The following is a 20,884-nucleotide window of genomic DNA, read 5'->3' on the forward strand; positions in this document are numbered from 1 at the left end:
GATGAGTAAGGTCAGTGTATTGGTGGTGGATGACGCGACTTTCATTCGCGACTTGGTCAAGAAAGGGCTGCGCAATTATTTCCCCGGGATTCATACCGAGGACGCGGTCAATGGTCGCAAGGCTCAGACGTTGCTGGGCAAAGAGGCGTTCGACCTGATTCTGTGCGACTGGGAAATGCCAGAAATGTCCGGCCTGGAGCTGTTGACATGGTGCCGTGAGCAGGACAATTACCTGAGAACCGTTCCGTTCATCATGGTGACCAGCCGTGGCGACAAGGAGAACGTCGTGCAGGCCATTCAGGCCGGTGTGACCGATTTTGTCGGCAAGCCGTTCACCAATGAACAGCTGCTGACCAAGGTCAAGAAAGCGCTGGCAAAAGTCGGCAAGCTCGACGCCGTCATGTCCACAGCTCCGGCGCGCATGAACTCGCCGCTCAATGACTCACTGAGTGCATTGACCGGTGGCAAGGCCGAAGTGGTTCGTGCCGGGCCTGTTGCAGCCGCTGCCGCAGCCCCCAGGCCTGCTCCTGCACCCGTCAGATCGGCAGAGCCGACCGGTCGCGGCCAGGGCCAGTTGCGCCTGCCCAACGGCACTCAGTCGTGTGTGATCAAGGCCCTCACCCTGAAAGACGCCACACTGGTGATTCGCGTCAGCGAAAACCTGCCCCAGGTACTCGACAGCGCGGTGCTGGACCTTGAGCAGGGCGAGGACAACGAGGTTGCACGCCTGAACGGCTATCTGCACTCCGTCGCCGCGTTCGAGCAGAAGCCCGACAGCGAATGGCTGCAAGTGACCTTCCGCTTTGTCGATCACGACGCGCAGAAGCTCGATTACCTGTCGCGTCTGATCGCTCGTGGTACGGCGCAGAAGCACTTCATCCCGGGTGCCTGACCTCCACCTGCCGCTGATCTGAATGGCATGCCGACGCTGCGTTGGCGTGCAGCTTACAGTCAGCGACGTTGTTTCCTGCCTGTTCGATACAGATGTGCTTCTTTCGCGGTAGCGCAGGGTTCTATTTAGTTTTTCCAGTCGCATGAAAATGCAAATACCTACTGGAAAAACCCCCAATGACGCTCAACCCGCTGCAATCAACCCCAGGCACTGCAACTGCCCACCCCGCATCTGTCGTGACCAGGCGCTCTGCCTTGCGTCTGTTCTGCGAGGCCCTTGTCGGGCTGACACCGGATGCCGACTACCGCGATAACGCACTGCTCAGTTCGCTCGATGAGCGGCTGGCCAAGCCCGACATACAGGCCTCGGTAGCGCTCAGACTCGCGGCGATACCCGCCAATGAATGGCCCGACAGTGACCTGCAGGTCGATCCTTCGACGGCGATGTCGTTGGCTACCCGTGGCGAGTATCTGCGCCGGCTCGCGGCCCATGTGGTCAATCCCGGTAACGCGCGCTGGCTGGACGCCGCTATCCGCGACGCCACCCTGGTACCGGGCATGCGCACGCTTTCTCTGGCGATCAGTCTCAGGTCCGAGCATTCAGGATTATCATTCGAGTCGCTGATAGCGCTTGCCGCCTTGTTGATGATGCCGGTGTTGCATTCAAGCAGCGAGCCGGACAAGTCGCTGCCCAGCGCTCATAGCCTTGATGTGGATGTCCCGGCGCTTGAGGTCTGGAGCACGGTGCGGCATCTCGATTACCTGTTTCAACAATCAGGTATCGAGCTGCTGTGCGAGCTTGATGCCACGGAAAGCTATCTGCGGTTCAGCCCCCACGACACCTGGTCTGCCTTGAGCCAGACCGCCCAGTTCAAATCGCTCTTCGCACCGCTGCTGGGTTACATGGACTGGTACGGAGGGCGGCCTGGAGAACAGGCGTCGCCGCGCATCATGCAGGCGCTCGCCGGGCGAGTGATCGCTGATCGGGTTGCGGCGACTGTGCAGCTCGATGGCGAGCCGCTGGACGTTGCCCTGCGCCGCGGCTGGGTGTGTGAATACAGCCATGTCCAGCTTTACGACAGGGTTCGTCAGTTGATTCGTGCGCACTATCCGCAGGCGCGTTCCAGCACTCTCGACATGCTGTGTTACCTGTTTTTACGCGAGGTGATGCCTGAGCTTCTGGTGGCGAGTGTCCCCGATCATCTTCAATACGGGCGCTCGTTGCAAAGTGTGGCGCTGATTCACAGCGTTGCGCTGGTCGAGGCGCTGACGCCAGGTCTGTCGCAAATCGCACCTTATGATGAGCTGGTCAGGGTCAGTGCGGGTCTGGCTCAGTCGAGCGATGCCGGGATTCATGCCTTGTGGGCGCGCACGCTGGTGGTCCCGGCCTTGCGCTACGCCACTGCGCAGGGCGTTATTCAAGGGGCGGGCACTGACGATGTACATCAGGCAACCGCCGGGCAGATCAGTCAGGCGCTGGCTTTTCTGAATACTCAGCAGGCGTTGCATGCGGAGGAGTTGAACAGCCTGCTGGGAATAAAGCCTGCGGACCGAAAGAAGCTGGCGCACCAGATGCTGGAGAAAGCAGGCGTCGATCAGCGGCTGTGGGATCAGAGCATCAAGATCGATCACTGGCCAATATTGCAGGCGCACGGGTTTACGGTGGCAGTATCCTACTCCCTGGATCGTTTGATAGCCGCTGGCAAGCCGCAAGCGACGGTGGTCGAGCTGCTGATGATGGGCGAGGTGTATATCGAGGGGCAGCCTACGATTCCCGATGCCTACGCCAGTGCTTTTGATCGGTTTCAGCAATCGCTGGTCAGTGCACAAGCCAGCATCATCAGGCGACTGTTGTCCGAAATGCAGGCGCAGCATCGAAATACCCTGTTGAACTCGACCTGCGAGGTCAGTCGGGTGCGATTCGGCGCACAAGAGGGCACGCAGGGGCTCTTCATTCGATGCCAGCAAGGCGACCACCGCAGCGACTTTCACGGTCACTCGGTGAACGAGCGTTTTTTCGAGCTGATACCGGCAGCCGGTGTAGCCGGTGAGGTGCATCAAGCCTTCACCTATGAGGTCGAGGGTGTCACGTGGTCGGGCACTATTCCGATTACCGAAGCGCTCAGCCGCAAACAGGCTCACCAGCGGCGTATCGAAAAAGCCAGCGTTACGCCCTTATGGCCAATGGACAGCGACGCTTACCTCAACGGCACCGTTTCACGCTCCGCGATCGCTTATCACCGACCGCAGCCAGGAACGCTGGTGCCCTCCGGCGACTTGATCTTCCAGGCCGATGCCGATCAGCAAAGCGCTTTGGAACATCTGGCGAACAAGGCCGCAGCACATTTGCTTGACCGGTTTCTCGAGCAAAGCAAGGCGCTGCATCTACATGAGACGGAATGGGAAAAAATCTGGGCCAGGGAGCGCGAGTTCGCTGACATGGCTGCGCGGCTGATCATTCCTTTTTATGGCTGCATCAAGGACCTGGCCAGCGGTGATCGGTCTGGCAGCGTGATCCTCGACTGCGTGACGGATCTGGCTTTCGCGCTGATTCCGCTTGGACAGTTCGCCGGCTCGACAGCTCGAATCATCCTGCGGGCTGGCGAAATGAGTGTCGAGTCAGTCGCCAGACTCACCGGCAAGGCAGTCAGCACATTGATCGGCGGCCTGGCAGAGCAGAGTGCCGTGTTCGCCGTACGAGACCTGGGGCGGTGTGGATTGAAACTGGGCGTGCGTGGCTGGTCTGCACTGCTGGAGGAGGTGCCGTCGCTGCGCACCGTGTTTTCATCTCAGTCACTGCTCGATACCGTCTTCGGTCTGGACAAAGGCATGTATCGACTCGCCGACAGCGTGGCCACGCCACGGCCGGTGAACGTGGAGTCTGTGGACAGGGTCGTGATGGTCGATGGCAGACGCGATGTGGCTGTACGCGATGTCGGTACTGCGCAACAGCCGGACTTCAGGCTTTGCGATCCGCGATCCGACGCAGTATTCGGGAAAAGACTGACGCCCCTGTCGCAGAACAATCTCACGGAGTTTTCAGTTTTTTCAGCGCAGGAGCGTATAGGCCCCGAGCATTACCCGGCCATCGCGCCGGTTATCCCGGTCGGTGAGGGGGCCTGTGAGATACGAATCGTCGAAGGCTGTAAGGTGCAGGCCATCGAGAGGGAGGAGGGGGTATTCGATATCCTCGTGGATGAGCGGATCTACCACCTCGACACCCACGCCCACGATGCGGCGCTGCGCACGTTGGCGGTCGAGAGGCTTTCTCGACGTTCCGCTTCGTTGCAGGAAACCGAAGCGGTCTGTCGGGTTCGACGTAACCTGATACAGGCTCCCTGCAGCCACGGTGTGAAGCTGATAACGCCTGCGCCAGAGCCGATAAGCGAAGGGTCTACGTCCCCCACACGCACTGGCAAATATCCGAGCAATGCGATGGACGCCCGCGAATTCGGCCTGGCCCGACTGTCGCTGGGTGCCGACTCCACGATTCCGGACATCGATGTCTTCGTCAACGAAGGCAAGTTCTGCAAATGGGCTGATCCCGCTGAACCCTCCGCCTCCACCTCGACGCAAGCACCTGCGGGAAAAGGGGTCGTAGCGCTTTCCGAAGCCGAGCGAGCGCTCTTTGCGTTGCCCGAGACGCCAGTTTACTTGTCAGAGTTTTCTGGTGCGCTGACGGAGAAAGGGCTTTTGGGGCTGCCGGAAAATTTCCCGTTGCAAGACGCCTTCTGGATATATGTGCATATACCTGTCATCGAGCTCGGGCCTATCGCATCGGGCATCGCAGATGCCCGAACCCTGCGCGGTATCCGGCTGGATACGGAGAGCGTGCCCTGGATTTATATCGAGCCGGATACGGGCGTTTTCTACAAGGCTGCCATCACCGGGAGTGGGCTCGAGTTGAAGTTTTCCCGTGTGACCGATGTGGCGCAGATCAACGAGTACATCAGAGTTTCCGAACAGTATCGACTGGTTCGTGAGCTTCCCGATGCCGAGCAGGACCAGGAAAATATTGCACGTCTGCTGTTTGACCTGCTGGACGATTCCACGCGCGACGAATGGCTTGTGTCCTGGGCAGAACCCGTCAAGAATTACGACGACTATGTGCAGTGGTGCATGGCTAATCAGAAGCCGAATGATCTCCTGCGATTTGCCGCGAATATCATGTCTGGCGAGGATATTCAGAAGAAATTCGTTGAGCTGGCCAGGAACAGCATTCCGGATTTCAAAAAAATCACCCAGCGAAGCCTGCCGGAACAGCAGCATATTGTCGAAGTGCTCAATCACCTGCTGCCGACACAGGGTTCTCCGATCAAATGGGAGAGGTTGAACCTGGAAACTATCGTGATGCCCAATGCACCCAAACGAATAATGAAGCAGGTCAGGGGCGCCAATCTGTCTTTCCTGCAGGCTTACACCGAGTCGGGCGAGCGGATCGTCTACTACGCGCTTTCCGGAGGCAAAAAAGCCCGGGACCTGAAGCTGCAGCCGGATGTCGCCGAGCAAACCGAGCGGGTCATCGACGGGGTGATCTACCGTGATGCAAGGGCCCGCATGGCCGGGCGTCAGCCTGATCCGGGTTTTACCAGTTTGCCGGTCATCAGGGACGTCGATCATCTGGTGGTCAGGAAATTCGGGCGTCACCTCGATTCTGAAAGGCTGATTGCGACGATCTTCAAGGAAGATATGGCGTCTACCAGACTGACCCATATCAAGGTGTTCACCGTGATGGAAACCTGCCGCTCTTGTGGCGGATTCGTTTTGCCCCGCTTGAAACTCGACTTTCCCGAGGCGCACTTTTCCGTGACGTACCTCAAGCCTTATCAGGCCTCCTGACCGAGTCAGCCTTGCGCGGTGTCATACGACACCGCGTACCGGGCCTCTGGCGTGCCTTCCTTGACGCTTCATTGATGTCCGATTGATACCCTTGCATCCTCTTCTGCCTGCAAGGCTGCTAGGCTTGGCACCCAGTGCCCTTGAACCCGACCCTCTCCGATGCTTGAACGCCTGCTTATCCTGTTTGCCCTGACGTTGACTGTGCAGTCGGCCGGGGCTGTCACGATTTATAAGTTCACCGATGCCGATGGCGTGGTGTCCTTTTCAGACCGGCCGACGCCCGGCGCTTCGGTCATGGTGTTTCGCGACCGCATGGTCGAGCGTATCGACGGCCAGGTGCACTTGAGTGTCAGGCGGGAAAAGGGCGTACACAGCCTGTATGTGCGCAACGATCTGTACGCTCCGGTTGAAGTCGAACTCAAGCTTTCCAGTGTGACCAACGTGCTGGGGGTATCTGGCTCGTCAGCGACGCTGCGCCGTACGATCCCTGCGCGCAGCAACCAGCGCGTGGTGGTCTTGAGCCCCAAGGTGGGCAGCAAGCCGATGAACTACGCCTCGGTGCTGAGTTCAACCCTGGGTGATCCCAGAGGCTCGGTGCAGGCCTACAAATACCCGCTGCCGTGGATTGGTGGACCGTTTCGCCTGACTCAGGGCCCGAATGGCAGATACAGCCATTACGGCGTCAAGGGGCGCTATGCAATGGACATCGCCATGCCCGAGGGAACGCCGATCATTGCCGCGCGCGGCGGCACGGTGGTGAAGATCGAAAACAGCCAGTCAGGACGGGGCTCGAATGCGTCAGGCAACTTTGTGCGCATCCTGCATGACGACGGCACCATGGGCGTCTACCTGCATCTGATGCGCGGCTCGGTGAGTGTCAGGGAAGGTCAACGGGTCAGCGTCGGAACAGCGCTGGCGCGGTCGGGCAACACCGGCAACAGCACCGGCCCGCATCTGCACTTCGTCGTGCAGCGCAACTCGGGCAATGAACTGATCTCGATCCCCTATGAATTCGCCACACCGGTGCAGAGCCTGCCCAACTTCGCCGTCGGCGGGAATTGAGCAGGGGGCCATTCATTGCTCCCACGCCCTGCGTCCTATCCTGAGCATGGGGCGCAACTCAGACCTGTGACGCGGAGTGTCACGCAAGGCATTCCCACGCTGGAGCGTGAGGAACGATAGTCGTCCGGGAGGACACCTTGCGTTCGATCCTGAACAGGCGGCGCTGATCGGTCAGTCCAGCTTCAGCACCTTGGCCAGGACGATTTTCGGGCCTTTCATCTTTTTGATGATGATGCGCAGGCCTTCGACTTCCAGCTGTTCCTCTTCTTCCGGCACGCGCTTGAGCGTGTCGTAGATCAGGCCGGCCAGAGTCTCGGCTTCGATGTGATCCAGGTCGATGCCCAGCAGGCGCTCGATCTTGAACAATGGCGTATCTCCGCGTACCAGCAGCTTGCCCGGCTGATAGGCGAGAATGCCGCGTTCCACCTTGCGGTGTTCGTCCTGGATGTCGCCCACCAGCACTTCGAGCACGTCTTCCATGGTCAGGTAGCCCACGATCTTGCCGTCGGCTTCTTCCACAACGGCGAAGTGCGCGCCACCCTTGCGGAACTGCTCGAGCAACTGCGACAGCGGCATGTGCCGGGAAACACGTTCCAGCGGGCGGGTCAGCTCGGCGAGGTTGAACGATTCCGGAATATGGTCCAGCGCTGCCAGCTCCAGCAGCAGGTCCTTGATGTGCAGCAGGCCGACGAACTCGCCACGTTCAGCGTCATACAGCGGATAACGGCTGAATTTGTGGCGGCGGAACAAGGCAAGAATTTCCTTGAGCGGCGCATTGAAGTCCAGTGACACCATGTCTTCACGGGAGTTGGCCCAGTCGACCACTTCCAGCTCGCCCATTTCCACCGCCGACGCCAGCACGCGCATGCCCTGATCGCTAGGGTCCTGGCCACGGCTGGAGTGCAGGATCAGTTTCAATTCGTCGCGGCTGTAGCTGTGTTCATGGTGCGGGCCGGGCTCACCCTGGCCGGCGATGCGCAGAATGGCGTTGGCGCTGGCGTTGAGCAGGTAGATGGCCGGGTACATCAACCAGTAGAAGAAGTACAACGGCGCCGCTGTCCACAGCGACAGCAGCTCCGGCTTGCGGATCGCCCAGGATTTGGGGGCCAGCTCGCCGATCACGATGTGCAGATAGGAAATGATGAAGAAGGCGGTAAAGAACGACACGCCCTTGATCAATTCCGGAGTGTCCACGCCCACCGCTGCGAGCAATGGCTCCAGCAGGTGCGCGAAGGCCGGTTCACCGACCCAGCCCAGGCCCAGAGAGGCGAGGGTGATACCCAGCTGACAGGCCGAAAGGTAGGCGTCCAGCTGGCCATGGACCTTGCGCAGAATGTGCCCGCGCCAGCCGTTCTTGTCGGCAATGGCTTCAACCTTGGTCGAGCGCAGTTTGACCATGGCGAACTCTGCCGCAACGAAAAAGCCGTTGAGCAGGACCAGGAACAAAGCAAAAAGAATCATGCCGAAATCGGCGAAGAGTGAAGACAGGTTAAAGCTAGGGGAAGGGTCCATGATGGGGTTTTGCAGGGTCCGTATTAATCAGGAAGAGGGTCGTGTCACGCCAGAGAAGACGCCATGAACCCGGCAATGTAGCGGCTCGAAGCGGGATTGCCTAGTAGTCTGAATCGTCGCTCGCGGGTTTGGACAACTGACCGCTGGCAAAGTGACAGGTAAAAACACTGCCCTTGCCGAGAACACTGTTGATCTCGAGGTTGCCGCGATGGCGCAGCAGCACGTGTTTGACGATGGCCAGACCGAGCCCTGTACCGCCGGTATTGGACGCGCGGCTGGTATCGACCCGGTAGAAGCGCTCGGTCAGGCGCGGCAGGTGTTTGGTCTCGATGCCGATCCCCGAATCCTGCACGCTCAGGTGCGCGCCCCGTTCGTCGGCCCACCAGCGAACACGGATTACGCCCTCGGCCGGGGTGTATTTGACGGCATTGAAGATCAGGTTGGAAAACGCGCTGCGCAGTTCGCTTTCGCTGCCCTTGAGGCGCATGTTGCTTTCCAGGCTGAGGTGGATCTGCTGGTTCTTGCTGCCCGACAGCGCGTTGGCATCGGCGGTGATGGTCTTGAGCAGGGAATTGACGATCACCGGGTGGTTGTCCGAGGGGTAATCGGTGGCCTCGAGCTTGGCCAGCAACAGCAGGTCGTTGAGCAGCGTCTGCATGCGCCCGCCTTGCTGGTGCATCTGTTGCAGCGCACGGACCCAGCGTGGATTGACCTCGTCCACGTTATCGAGCAGCGTTTCCAGGTAGCCGAAGATCACCGTGAGCGGTGTCCGCAACTCGTGAGACACGTTGGCGACGAAGTCTTTGCGCATCTGCTCCAGCTGATGAATGCGCGTCACGTCGCGCACCAGCATCAGATGCTCATTGTTGCCATAACGGGTGATCAGCAACTGAATGCGCAGGCGATCATTGGTCGGCGACGGGATTTCCAGCGGCTCGCTGTAGTCGCCCAGCGCAAAGTATTCCTTGAAGCGTGGATGCCGCACCAGATTGGTCACCGGCTGCCCGCTGTCCTGCGGCGTCTTCAGACCCAGCAGGGTTTCAGCGGCACGGTTCCACCACTCCAGGTTGCCGTCGCTGTCGAGCATGATCACGGCATCACGCAGCGCGGCGGTGGATTCCTGAACGCGGTCGATGACGGCCTGAAGGCGGCCGCGGACGCGCTGATCCCGACGTTGCAGGTGGTAGATGCTGTCGAAGACTTCGCCCCACAGACCGTAACCGTCCGGAGGCGGCTCGTCGGCCTTGTGGCTGCTCAGCCAGTCGTGCAGGCGTAACAGTTGCTTGAGGGTCCAGGCCAGATACAGTCCCAGCCCGGCGGCCAGGCTCCAGGCATACTGGCCACTGATCAGGCCGACCAACAGGCAGGCGGTGACCAGCAACAACATGTGGCGTATCAGAGTGCCGTGCCAATTTTGATTCAATTAGGGGTAAATCCTTGTCTGGTCTGCACCGGCCATTGCCCTGCGTCGACGCAGCGGTTGTCAGCTCTTGGTCGAGAAACGATAGCCAGTGCCGCGCACGGTTTGTACCAGATTTTCATACGCATCCCCCAAGGCCTTGCGCAGGCGGCGGATGTGAACATCGACGGTGCGTTCTTCGACGTAGACGTTGCCGCCCCACACCTGATCCAGCAACTGACCGCGTGTGTAGGCGCGCTCCTGATGGGTCATGAAGAACTGCAGCAGACGGTATTCGGTCGGGCCCATTTCGGCGGGTTTGCCGTCGATGGTGACCCGGTGGCTGATCGGGTCGAGCAGCAGGCCGCCGACTTCGATGGGCGCTTCGCCGTCAGTCGGGCCAGCACGACGCAGCACGGCCTTGAGGCGCGCCACCAGCTCGCGGGGCGAGAAAGGCTTGGTGATGTAATCGTCGGCGCCCACTTCCAGGCCCTGGATCTTGTTGTCCTCTTCACCCTTGGCGGTGAGCATGATGATCGGGATGTCCCCGGTCAGTTCGTCACGCTTGAGGCGCCGGGCCAGTTCGATGCCGGACGTGCCTGGCAGCATCCAGTCGAGCAGAATCAGGTCAGGCTTGCGGTCCACGATGATCGCGTGGGCCTGCTGAGAGTTTTCGGCTTCAATACAGTCGTATCCAGCCATTTCCAACGCAACGGCGATCATTTCGCGAATTGGCGCTTCGTCGTCAACGATCAGGATGCTCCTGCCAGCCATGCTCGAACCTCTTGTCATTTAACTGTCTTGGGGCGCATTAGATAACGGAATTATTGCAGTCGTGTGACAGGTCTGAATGAGGCTAGCACGCTGACGTGCCGCGGGGGCCCGAAGGCCTCGCGATCCGGAATTTATTTCAGTCGTGCGCAGGCTGGCGGTGGCTGTACTCAGCGCACCGCGTAGTCGGCGACGATGCCCAGGAATATCGCCAGCCCGGCCCAGTGATTGTGCAGAAAGGCCTTGAAGCAGGCGTCTCGCTCGCGCGCTCGGGTGCTCCAGAATTCCCAGGCGAAGCAGCCCGCCGCTGCCAGCAGGCCGATATAGAAGCACGCGCCCAGTTCGAAGCGCGCACCGGCCAGCATCAGACAGCCCAGTGCCAGCCCCTGCAGGGTCAGGATGATGACCCGGTCGGCATCGCCGAACAGGACGGCCGTGGATTTCACGCCGATTTTCAGGTCGTCGTCGCGATCGACCATGGCGTAGTAGGTGTCATAGCCCACGGTCCACAGCAGGTTGGCGATATACAGCAACCAGGCTGCAGCGGGCAGCTCGCCGGTTTCGGCAGTGAAGGCCATCGGCATGCCCCACGAGAACGCAGCACCCAGCACCACTTGCGGGTAATAGGTGTAGCGCTTCATGAACGGATAGCTGGCCGCCAGGGCGAGACCGCCGAACGACAGCCAGATGGTCGCCGCGTTGGTAAACAGCACCAGCACAAAGCTCAGGCCGACCAGCACCGCAAACAGCACCAGCGCTTCTTTGGAGCTGACTTTGCCGCTGACCAGCGGACGCTGCTCGGTGCGTTTGACGTGGCCGTCCACCTTGCGATCGGCGAAGTCATTGATCACACAGCCTGCCGCCCGCATCAGAAAGACGCCGAGCACAAAAATGAACACGGTCTGCAGCGACGGCGCGCCCTTGCCTGCAATCCAGACCGCCCACAGGGTCGGCCACAGCAGCAGGTAGACGCCGATGGGCTTGTCGATGCGTGTCAGCTGGATGAAGTCCCAGGCGCGTGGGCTCAGACGATTGAGGGATTTGAGGAGGGACAGGTACATCAGACGTGGTCCTTGTCGTGAATCGCAGTGCACAGGGCGGGCAGGAAAACTTCGGCGACCAGCACGCTCAACGCGCCTCGATCGAAGCGTGAGCGGCGTGCCCATAGCCCGCGCGCTGCATCCGCAGCGGGCAGCCAGGCCTCGGGGTAATGGCACACTTCAAGCGTGCCGCGCACGAACGCCGGATCGCTGAACAGCAACTCACCCAGCGAACGAGTGCCCAGCTCATCCATATTCAGGCCGCCATCCAGCAGGGCGCTGCGCGCGGCGACACTGCGCGCGAACACCCAGTTGTTGCCGTTACCGCGCAGGTACACCTCGCGCACCCAGCCTTCGCCAGCCTCTGGCAGGCCCAGCGCCAGGCACTCGTCAGGGCGCAAGGACTGCCAGCCTTCAAACTGCGGAAATACGCTGAAACGACCGTCAGACAAACGGTCCAGGCGACGAGTAAGGGAGTTCTGATTGAACAACCAGTCGAGCATTACCGGGTCCGGCGCGTCGATCAATTGCTCGCGCTCGAGCCAGACAGGGCCAATGAATGCGGGGGATTGCTGGGTCACGGTAAGCCAGTTCCGGCAGCCAACGAGGCCGCGAGCTTAGCATGATTGCCGGTCTCGACCGACGGTCGGCAGAACGTCGGGTTATAGAATCAGGCTTGCATCCGCGCCTGCCGATCAGTACAACGCCCTTCAGAAGACGGCAACTGACCGTCGTACGCTATTGAGCCTGATAAACGAGAGAACCTGACATGAAGAAGTGGCAATGCATCGTCTGCGGCCTGATCTATAACGAAGCCGATGGCTGGCCGGATGACGGAATTGCGCCCGGCACCCTCTGGCAGGATGTGCCGGAAGACTGGCTCTGCCCGGATTGCGGCGTGGGCAAGATGGACTTTGAAATGATCGAAATCGGTTGATTGCTGCCCGCAAACCAGGGCTGGCAACAACGAGCACCAGGCACAGTGAAATAGGGAAGAACAATGAGCGCACCTGTCGTCATCATCGGCACCGGCCTTGCGGGGTATAACCTCGCTCGAGAGTTTCGCAAGCTGGACGCAGACACGCCGCTGTTATTGATCACGGCCGACGATGGCCGTTCCTACTCCAAGCCGATGCTCTCTACCGGCTTTGGCAAAAACAAGGAAGCCGACGGCCTGAGCATGGCTGAAGCCGGCGCCATGGCTGATCAGCTCAAGGCCGAGATCCGCACGCACACGCGCATCAGCGGGATCGATGCCGGTCACAAACGCCTGTGGATCGGCGAAGAGGCGGTGTATTACCGCGACCTGGTGCTGGCCTGGGGCGCCGAAACCATTCGTGTACCGGTGGAAGGCGACGCCGGCGACGCCGTTTTCCCGATCAACGATCTTCAGGATTACGCCCGTTTCCGCGCGGCTGCGGCGGGCAAGCGTCGGGTGTTGATTCTCGGCGCAGGACTCATTGGCTGTGAGTTCGCCAACGACTTGATCCTGGGCGGCTATGAAGTGGACCTGGTGGCGCCGTGCGAACAGGTCATGCCGACCCTGTTGCCCCCTGAGGCGGCGGCTGCGGTGAAGTCCGGTCTTGAAAGCCTGGGCGCACGTTTCCATCTGGGGCCGGTACTGACCCGCCTGAACCGCAATGGTGAGGGCCTGCAAGCGCACTTGTCGGACGGGCAGGTGATGGACTGCGACCTGGTGGTGTCAGCCATCGGCCTGCGTCCTCGCATCGAGCTGGCCGCTGCTGCCGGCTTGCAGACCGGGCGCGGCATTCTGGTCGACCGCCTGTTGCAAACCTCCCACGCCAACATCCACGCGCTGGGTGATTGCGCTGAAGTCGATGGCCTGAACCTGCTCTACGTGATGCCGTTGATGAGCTGCGCTCGTGCGTTGGCCCAGACGCTGGCCGGAAACCCGACTTCCGTCAAATACGGGCCCATGCCGATCACCGTGAAGACGCCCGCCTGCCCGCTGGTGGTTTCGCCGCCGCCGCGTGGCAGCGATGGCCACTGGAGCGTCGAAGGGCAGGGCGCTGATATCAAGGCGCTGTGTCACGACGCCGACGGCCATCTGCTGGGCTATGCCCTGACAGGCGCTGCGGTTATGGAAAAACTCGCACTCAACAAGGTGTTACCTGCGTTATTGGCGTGATTTCACGTCATTTTGTCGGATTGACCCTGTATTTCTGCCAATAAACCGCATTCATGCACTGGCGCGGGTCAGTTCGGCATGCCATCCTCGGTCTTGTCTGCCGCTACGTAGAGCTGTCGCGGCGCCTTGTTGCCGTTTTTTTACAAAAGCGGCGCGGGACATAAAAACAAAAAACCGTAAAAGAGGCTTCATATGCGTAAACCAGAAGTTGCAGCCGCCATCGCTGAAAAGGCGGATCTCACCAAAGAACAATCCAATCGCGTTCTCAATGCCATCCTTGAAGAGATTACTGGCGCACTGAACCGCAAGGACAGTGTCACGCTGGTAGGTTTTGGTACTTTTCTGCAACGCCACCGTGGCGCCCGCACTGGCAAGAACCCACAGACCGGGGAGCCGGTCAAAATCAAGGCAAGCAACACGGTTGCCTTCAAACCGGGGAAAGCCCTGAAAGACAGCGTCAATCCTTGACACCCTGTTGTGCGCCTCGGCGGGAGACGCACAACCCACAGGCGGGCACACCAATCGGATTGGGTGCCCGTTTCTTGTTTCTGTCGTATGACGCCGATGATGCCTCTCGCTCCCTGTGAGAATTGTCCTACTCCATTCCATGTAATTGCCTTCCAAAGCCACAGCTTTGCCTGACTTTTTCTTGTTGCTGATTCCCTTAGAGTGCCGTTCCTGCTGCACCCCTTCAATTACTCTTGGGAAATCCAGAATGAAAAAGCCATGGAAGTTTGCTGCTGTTGCGGCTCTGATCGCCACGACCAGCGGTTGTGTGAGCTACAACGTCAGCCAGCCAAGCGCACCGCTGGAAGGCACGGTCAAAACCGACCTGAAGGCTGACGTCAAGGTTGGCGGCACCATCAGCGGCGAGTCGTCCACCAACGTGCTGTTCAATTTCCTGAGCTTCGGCGGCGATAATCAGTTCGCCGGCGGCGTGACCTACGGTGGCGCAAGTGGCGGTGGCGGCCTGGGTCTGGCGTTGCCTGATCCGGTCTCGACGACCAAAGCGGCAGCCGCTTTCAAGGCGGTTAAATCCTCCGGCGCCGATCTGATCGTCGCGCCGCGCTACGAAGTCAGCGTCAAAGACTACTTCATCTTCAAGAAGGTCGATGTAAAGGTCACGGGTAACAAAGGCAGCATCAACAGCATTCGTTGATGCCAGTGGGATGCTGCTTCCCACGCGGAGCAGCATCCTCATGTTCGGTAACTGTTTTGTGCCGATCTCCCTCGAAATCCTTTCTTTTCCTAAAGGTTTTGCGCCGATAACCCGCTACACTGCCACGCCGATTCCGAGTCGGAACCTGCGTGTTCAGAGGCCATGTATGAAATTTCGTTTCCTGTTGTGGATGCTGGGCCTGCTGATGGCCCGCGCCAGTCGTAACAATCCGGCGTTCCAGCAGCAATTGGCTGGCAAAGACCTGACCTTTCAGCTGCAGACGGCAGATGGCAAGGTTGCACGTCACTTCGTGGTCCACGATCAGCGGATCCGCAGTGCAAGCGGCACGGTTGCAGAGCCGGCGTTTGCCATCGTGTTTCGTGATGCAGCCTTCGGCTTTGATACCCTTCAGGCGAAAAACAAGCAGCTGGCGTTCATGAAAGGCATTCAGGACAAGGATATTCAGATCAAGGGCAACCCGGCCCTGGTGATCTGGTTCCAGGGCCTGGTCAAATACCTTAAACCGAGAAAGAAAGCGGCCTGATCACGGCAACTGCAGCCCGCCTGCAGCCTTGTGCAACGCCCTGAGGTGCTCGGACACCTGTTTGAGGTTGGCTTCGTTGGCGGCAATCTCTTTGGCGCGCTCAGGCTCCAGCAGGGCTCGCACTTCCTTGTCGAGATCGCCGGTCAGGCGCTTGAGCTGTTTCTGGCGCTGACTGCTTTCTGCTTCAAGACGCTGCCATTCACCCGCCTGTGGCAAACCGTACCCGTCGCTGCCCAGCAGCTCGGCAGGCCGGCTGAGGAACCCGCTGCTGGCGAGGATTTCCTGCAGCGTTTTGGTGGCGTTGGAGACTTTGCCGTCTTTCAATTCCCGTGCACCCAGATAGCTCTGTTTCACTTCATCCTGGGCCAACAGCAGTTGCCTGCGCAGGCTGGCCTGCTCCAGCAGCAGAATCGCAGCGCTGGTACGCAGATCGGCTTTGCCGAACCACTGGCTGCGCTCACTGGCGGGTAGCGCCATCCAGTCTTCCACGGTGTTCTGTTTGATCGGCAAGTGCTTCTTCAGCACTTCGAACATCGCCTGATAGCGGTCGCGGTAGGAGTCGAACCGATAGCCCAGACGCAGCGCCTCCTTGGGATCGTCCAGTACGCTGGTATCAGCCAGCCCTCGGCCTTCGAGGACTTCAAGCAAACCGTTGGGCAAAATACTGTCCAGGCCGACGAGCTTGGGGTTGTGCGTACCGGCGCGCAGCAGTTTGAGGTTTTCAACGGCGCAGTTGTTCGAGAGGAAGTAGTAGTTGCCGTCGTAGCTCCAGTGCATCTCGGCGGCGTGCTGCACCAGCCCTTCTATTTCCGGACGCGACAGCTTGATCGGTACCGACGCCAGGCTGCGCAGTTCGGTCTTGGTGTATTCATCGATGACCTGCGCCAGTGGCAGGACGAACAGGCGCGACGGGTAGGCACCCATCAGGCCGTCCCAGCTGGACAGCTGCACGTCGCCGACAAACGCCCGGTACGACAGCACCAGGTGCTGATCGAGGTCCAGTCGGCAATCCGGACCACGCGGGCGGCCGGGTTTGCAGATCACCAGGCGCAACATGCTGTGGCCCCAGCGGCTTGCCCAGTTCTGGTTCGCCTCGGCCAGCAGATAATCCACCGCATAGACCCGCTCCGGGTCCAGCTTGCCCAATGGCTCTCGGCCGAAGTCGCTGCCGGCGTTCAGGTAGGGGTAGAACTTCGGGCATTCGTTATGGGCTGCAGGTGCCCAGCCGAAACGCTCCTTGTAATACGCATACAGGGCAGGGCGACGGCAGGCGTAGGCCGGATCAAGGAGAAAGTACTCCATGTTCACCGCCACGAATTCCAGCGGGCTGGTGGTTTCGTAGATGTCCGGACTGCGGGCGACCTGGCCGTTATGTTCCTCGCGGTCGCCGCGACGTCCGACATATTGCTGCCATCCCGCCAGGTCCAGCAGGCGTGGATCGTCACTCAGGGTGAAGCGTCGCTCGGTCTGGCCGCGGCAGTTGTCAGGCAGGCCGACCTTGCCCAGCGAACTGCTGCGTGAGGTACAGCGAAAAATCGCCGCTCGCTCGCTGGGCGACCACAGGCGGGCGCGGTCGTAGACGTGGGTCAGCTCATGCAGGACAGTGGCGAGCAACTCACGACGCACCGTACCGTGTGGCCGGCCGGTCTGGGCCGTGGCTGCCGAGCCGTCCGTCAACGAGGCCAGCAGGTGGCTGTTGAGGTACAGCTGATAGGGCCCGGCGGCCTGACCGTAGGCGTTCTGCGGCATGTCAGCGGACCAGCTTACCTCGACGGTGCGGTCCAGTGCTTCGACGAAGCTGGGCGGTAGTGCGTGCAGGGCTTCGTCGAGCAGCGCCTGGCTGGCTTGCTGTTGGGGCGCATCGAGGCCGTCGGTGTGCAGTTCCAGCTTCAGGCTGGCAAAGGCATGCGTACCGACCAGCGACAGCGCGCCAGCAAGCAGCCAGGCGCGAAACCGCCTCACAATGCGAGGATTGCTTCAGCCAGGGTCTGATCGCTTGCATTGCGCGCTTCCGGCACGCGGGTACGCAGCGTATCGAACGCAGCATCCAGTTGGGCGCCGTGGATGTCACCACCAGTGGCAACGTAGCTGGCAGCATCGTCTTTGGCCTGGAGAACGACCTTGGAGTCGCGGATCGATGTGGTGGTGTCGGAAGTGAAATCGATGGTACGGCCGAACGCACGAACGATGATGTTGCTCGTGGCCACAACAGTCTGGGCCTGGGCAAAATCGGCCAGCAAGAGCAGGCCAAGGGAAGCAGCAATCAGCGGGGTACGCATGTAGTGACGTCTCCAGTTACGCGAAGAGGGGAAAGTGGCTATTGGACGAGGATTGCCTGCGCCAGTTCAAGGTCGCTGGCATGAAGTTTTGCATCTGCCTGACGCAGGGCGTGCAGCGCTGACTCAAGCCGGGCGCCACGCATTTCTCCGTCGCTGGCGATGAATGCAGCAGCATCGTCACGGGCAGCCATGATCAGTTTGTTATCGAACGGTCCTGTCGAGACCTGGCTGGTGGCATAGGCGGTCTTGACCAGGCCTTGCGTGGTCGTATCGAACGCTTGAACCTGACTGACGTACATCAGGCTGGCAAAGGGAGCGATATACAGAAGGTGCACTAAACGCATGACTTTCACGAACCGGCAAAACAGGCTCCAAGGCTAGCGCAATGCGCGGGCCAGAGCTACCCCGGCACGTAGCCGGGGCGCAGCGGTCAGATGGCCAGAATGGCCTGAGCCAGCTGGCTGTCGCTGGCTTGCAGTTCAGGCAGGACCTGGCGGATGTGCTGCAACGCGCCTTCAAGGCGAGCGCTGCGGATGTCGCCGGAGCTGGCCACGAAGCTGGCGGCGTCGTCACGGGCGGCAAGAACGATCTTGTCGTCTTTCAGGGAAGAGGACACGTTGGAGGTCGCGCGGGTCGATGCATTGACGGCATCGACCACTGCGTCGGTGGTGACGATGAAGCTGGAGGCGTTTGCACCGGCTGCGGCGGTCAACAGAAAGACAGCGCCAAGGTTACGTAGCAGAGACATGATCGAGTTCCGTTGTGGACAAGTGGGCACAGACTGCCTGCGAAGCCGAAGGGCTGAGGTAGAGCGCTAGACTATCCCACCCATACTGCAGTTGTCATGAAGGTCGACGGCTTCGACTTACACAGTTTGCAATATTTGATGACTGTACCTGCCGTATTTTGATTTTGTTAAATCTGTACTGGTTTAGCCAAGGCTCTCTGAATCTGCCCCCTGAAACGACAAAACCCGTCTCAGTTGCCTGAGACGGGTCTTGTATGAAGCAATTCGGGTTGCTGGCAGGAGACCTGACGGTCAAGGACCAGCGGGCGCTTGTTTAGCGCCAGAACGGCTTGCTCAGCTCTTCGTAACGCTGGGATTCGCTGATACCGGCGTCAGCCAGCAGGCGTGCATCCAGACGGGCCAGCTGGTGGCGGCTGGACAGGCGACGCTGCCAGAGCATCAGGTTGGCGAATACGCGCAGAGGCAGAGAAGCTTTTGCGGTGGTAACGGTGCTTTCGCTGAACAGATCGGAACTGATTGTACGTTCCATGGTGTGACTTCCTTCCGCTTGTGGCGGGATAAGTGAGTTGCTTGACTGGTGCCCATTTTCCTCGTGCGCGTCCAGCTTCCATAGACACAGTTCACCTGTATTGTGAGGGTTCAGTTAACTGTGATTTGGCACTGTTTTGTTCATAAATGGGGCAACTGTACCGGTCTGCACTTTAAGGGTGCATTTTGTGGTCGATTGTGGTGATTTTGACCTTTCAAGGCAGTTTTATGACCGGTACAGCAGTACAGTTTTTTCATAAGCCCTTGGGTGCCAGCTGAAAGTGAATCGGAAAAGCGCTTGCTCACTTCCAACTGTCCTGTTCAGGCTGGCAGCATGCGCCCGGTTTCTTCCAGGTTGATGTGCCAACTCAGTGCTTCGCGCAGGATGTGCGGGGTATGCCCGCCCACGGCGCAGGCGGCATTGAAATAGGCGTTCAGCGCATCGCGATAATCCGGGTGCACGCAGTTATCGATGATCACCCTGGCGCGTTCGCGAGGCGCCAGACCGCGCAGGTCCGCCAGGCCCTGCTCGGTGACCAGGATGTCGACGTCGTGTTCGGTGTGGTCGACATGGCTGACCATGGGCACAACGCTGGAGATCGCGCCGCCTTTGGCGATCGATTTGGTGACGAAGATTGCCAGGTGCGCGTTGCGCGAGAAGTCTCCGGAGCCGCCAATGCCGTTCATCATGCGTGTGCCGCAGATGTGGGTGGAGTTCACATTGCCGTACAGGTCGAACTCCAGCGCGGTATTGATCCCGATGATACCCAGGCGACGGATCACCTCGGGGTGGTTGGAGATTTCCTGCGGGCGCAATACCAGCCTGGACTTGTAGCGATTGAAGTCGGCAAAGACCTCGGCGTGCTTGGCCGCCGACAAGGTCATGGAACTGCCCGAGGCAAAGGTCAGTTTGCCTGCATCGAACAGGTCGAATGTCGAGTCCTGCAGCACCTCGGAGTACATCGTCAGGTCCGTGAAGGGCGACGCCAGCAGACCGTGCATCACCGCGTTGGCAATGTTGCCTATCCCGGCCTGCAGTGGCATCAGCTTGTCGGTCAGCCGGTCTTCGCGCACTTCTTTCTTGAAGAACTCCACCAGATGATTGGCGATGGCCTGCGTGTCCGCATCAGGTGGTGTGACCGTGGAGGGCGAGTCAGGCTGGTTGCTGATGACAATGCCGACTATTTTTGCCGGGTCGATCTTTACTGCGTGGCTGCCGATACGCGAATCGGCCTCCAGGACCGGAATCGGCAGGCGTGTCGGTCTGTAGCTGGGTATATAGATGTCGTGCAGGCCTTCCAGCTCCAGTGGCTGGGACAGGTTGATTTCCACGATGACCTGTTTGGCCAGGATGGCGAAGCTGGCCGAGTTACCCACGGAGGTGCTCAGCACCAGATGGCCCTCTTCGGTGATCGCCACGCATTCGATCACAGCCAGGTCCACCGCCTTGATCTGCCGATTGCGCAGCAGCTCGACCGTATCGGACAAATGCTGATCGATGAACATCACCGTGCCGTTGTTGATCGCCTTGCGCAGCGTGCTGTCGACCTGAAAGGGCATGCGCCGGGACAGTACGCCGGACTCGGTCAGCTGCTTGTCCAGGTCATTGCCCAGACTGGCGCCGGTCATCAGGCTGATTTTCAGCGGCGTCACTTTGGCGCGCTCGGCCAGCGCGTGGGGTACGGCCTTGGCTTCGCCTGCACGGGTGAAGCCACTCATGCCGACGGTCATGCCGTCTTCAATCAAGGCGGCTGCGTCGGCTGCGCTCATAACCTTGCTCATCAGGGAGGGCCGGCGGATACGGTCACGGTACATGGGTCTGTCTCGTAGATAGAAGCGAACGACAAGTCTAGAGCCTTGGTCGAGCTTCGTCCTGCTACCAAGGTCGCATTTGACCGCTCTAATTAGCGGGTTCCAGCGCAAAACACTGTTACGCGGAATGTAAAAAGCCCCGGTCGCCAAG

At 59.9% G+C, this 20,884-nt stretch carries 19 protein-coding genes; 8 read left to right on the forward strand and 11 right to left on the reverse strand.

The window, feature by feature from the left end:
• The first annotated feature begins 1 nt into the window (after position 1).
• The 3 genes from P406_RS24435 to P406_RS24445 all read left to right on the forward strand — a co-directional run bounded on the left by P406_RS24435 (position 2) and on the right by P406_RS24445 (position 6,792).
• Positions 2-892: a response regulator gene (locus P406_RS24435; protein ID WP_046237624.1), complete on the forward strand. Its 891-nt coding sequence runs from the start codon at positions 2-4 to the stop codon at positions 890-892.
• Positions 893-1,068: 176 nt separating this feature from the next.
• Complete coding sequence (locus tag P406_RS24440; protein ID WP_046237625.1) at positions 1,069-5,730, forward strand: deaminase domain-containing protein; 4,662 nt, start codon at positions 1,069-1,071, stop codon at positions 5,728-5,730.
• Positions 5,731-5,889: 159 nt separating this feature from the next.
• Complete coding sequence (locus tag P406_RS24445) at positions 5,890-6,792, forward strand: peptidoglycan DD-metalloendopeptidase family protein (RefSeq protein ID WP_046237626.1); 903 nt, start codon at positions 5,890-5,892, stop codon at positions 6,790-6,792.
• A 171-nt stretch (positions 6,793-6,963) separates the two neighbouring features.
• Here P406_RS24445 and P406_RS24450 read toward each other — a convergent pair whose 3' ends face one another.
• The 5 genes from P406_RS24450 to P406_RS24470 form a co-directional block, all read right to left on the reverse strand.
• A complete protein-coding gene (locus P406_RS24450; protein ID WP_003316097.1) occupies positions 6,964-8,304 on the reverse strand; it encodes a hemolysin family protein in 1,341 nt (446 codons plus the stop codon).
• A gap of 100 nt (positions 8,305-8,404) precedes the next feature.
• A complete protein-coding gene (gene phoR, locus P406_RS24455) occupies positions 8,405-9,691 on the reverse strand; it encodes a phosphate regulon sensor histidine kinase PhoR (protein ID WP_003316098.1) in 1,287 nt (428 codons plus the stop codon).
• Positions 9,692-9,787: 96 nt separating this feature from the next.
• The gene (gene phoB, locus P406_RS24460) at positions 9,788-10,477 is read right to left on the reverse strand and encodes a phosphate regulon transcriptional regulator PhoB (RefSeq protein WP_002555882.1); all 690 of its coding nucleotides are present in this window, start codon (positions 10,475-10,477) and stop codon (positions 9,788-9,790) included.
• A gap of 167 nt (positions 10,478-10,644) precedes the next feature.
• The gene (gene ubiA / locus P406_RS24465; RefSeq protein ID WP_046237627.1) at positions 10,645-11,535 is read right to left on the reverse strand and encodes a 4-hydroxybenzoate octaprenyltransferase; all 891 of its coding nucleotides are present in this window, start codon (positions 11,533-11,535) and stop codon (positions 10,645-10,647) included.
• On the reverse strand, positions 11,535-12,095 hold the full coding sequence (locus P406_RS24470; protein WP_046237628.1) for a chorismate--pyruvate lyase family protein: 561 nt from the start codon (positions 12,093-12,095) through the stop codon (positions 11,535-11,537). Before P406_RS24470 ends, ubiA begins: the two co-directional genes overlap by 1 nt.
• A gap of 188 nt (positions 12,096-12,283) precedes the next feature.
• Here P406_RS24470 and P406_RS24475 point away from each other — a divergent pair, with 188 nt between their 5' ends.
• From P406_RS24475 to P406_RS24495, 5 genes are all read left to right on the forward strand, one after another.
• Positions 12,284-12,451, forward strand: coding sequence for a rubredoxin (locus P406_RS24475; RefSeq protein ID WP_002555879.1), 168 nt, complete (start codon positions 12,284-12,286; stop codon positions 12,449-12,451).
• Between the two features lie 63 nt (positions 12,452-12,514).
• The gene (locus tag P406_RS24480) at positions 12,515-13,663 is read left to right on the forward strand and encodes an NAD(P)/FAD-dependent oxidoreductase (protein ID WP_046237629.1); all 1,149 of its coding nucleotides are present in this window, start codon (positions 12,515-12,517) and stop codon (positions 13,661-13,663) included.
• A gap of 192 nt (positions 13,664-13,855) precedes the next feature.
• Positions 13,856-14,131: an HU family DNA-binding protein gene (locus P406_RS24485; RefSeq protein WP_003316110.1), complete on the forward strand. Its 276-nt coding sequence runs from the start codon at positions 13,856-13,858 to the stop codon at positions 14,129-14,131.
• A 247-nt stretch (positions 14,132-14,378) separates the two neighbouring features.
• Positions 14,379-14,822, forward strand: a complete 444-nt coding sequence (locus tag P406_RS24490; RefSeq protein WP_046237630.1) for a hypothetical protein — start codon at positions 14,379-14,381, stop codon at positions 14,820-14,822.
• Positions 14,823-14,988: 166 nt separating this feature from the next.
• Complete coding sequence (locus tag P406_RS24495) at positions 14,989-15,366, forward strand: helicase (RefSeq protein ID WP_024639003.1); 378 nt, start codon at positions 14,989-14,991, stop codon at positions 15,364-15,366.
• Here P406_RS24495 and P406_RS24500 read toward each other — a convergent pair whose 3' ends face one another.
• The 6 genes from P406_RS24500 to scpC form a co-directional block, all read right to left on the reverse strand.
• A complete protein-coding gene (locus P406_RS24500; RefSeq protein WP_024649912.1) occupies positions 15,367-17,328 on the reverse strand; it encodes a DUF7844 domain-containing protein in 1,962 nt (653 codons plus the stop codon).
• Positions 17,325-17,645, reverse strand: coding sequence for a DUF2388 domain-containing protein (locus P406_RS24505; protein WP_003340359.1), 321 nt, complete (start codon positions 17,643-17,645; stop codon positions 17,325-17,327). The genes P406_RS24500 and P406_RS24505 overlap by 4 nt, the downstream gene beginning before the upstream one ends.
• Positions 17,646-17,683: 38 nt before the next feature.
• Complete coding sequence (locus P406_RS24510) at positions 17,684-17,989, reverse strand: DUF2388 domain-containing protein (RefSeq protein ID WP_003368014.1); 306 nt, start codon at positions 17,987-17,989, stop codon at positions 17,684-17,686.
• 86 nt (positions 17,990-18,075) lie between these two features.
• Positions 18,076-18,393 carry a DUF2388 domain-containing protein gene (locus P406_RS24515; protein ID WP_003368015.1) on the reverse strand — a complete coding sequence of 106 codons (318 nt, stop codon included), beginning with the start codon at positions 18,391-18,393 and terminating at the stop codon, positions 18,076-18,078.
• 313 nt (positions 18,394-18,706) lie between these two features.
• The gene (locus tag P406_RS24520; RefSeq protein ID WP_002555870.1) at positions 18,707-18,922 is read right to left on the reverse strand and encodes a DUF1127 domain-containing protein; all 216 of its coding nucleotides are present in this window, start codon (positions 18,920-18,922) and stop codon (positions 18,707-18,709) included.
• A gap of 320 nt (positions 18,923-19,242) precedes the next feature.
• Entirely contained in the window at positions 19,243-20,736 is a 1,494-nt protein-coding gene (gene scpC / locus P406_RS24525; protein WP_032659405.1) for a succinyl-CoA:acetate CoA-transferase ScpC, read from the reverse strand.
• Between the last annotated feature and the right edge of the window lie 148 nt (positions 20,737-20,884).

The organism is Pseudomonas syringae pv. coryli str. NCPPB 4273, from assembly GCF_000972175.1.
Taxonomy (GTDB): Bacteria; Pseudomonadota; Gammaproteobacteria; order Pseudomonadales; family Pseudomonadaceae; genus Aquipseudomonas; species Aquipseudomonas syringae.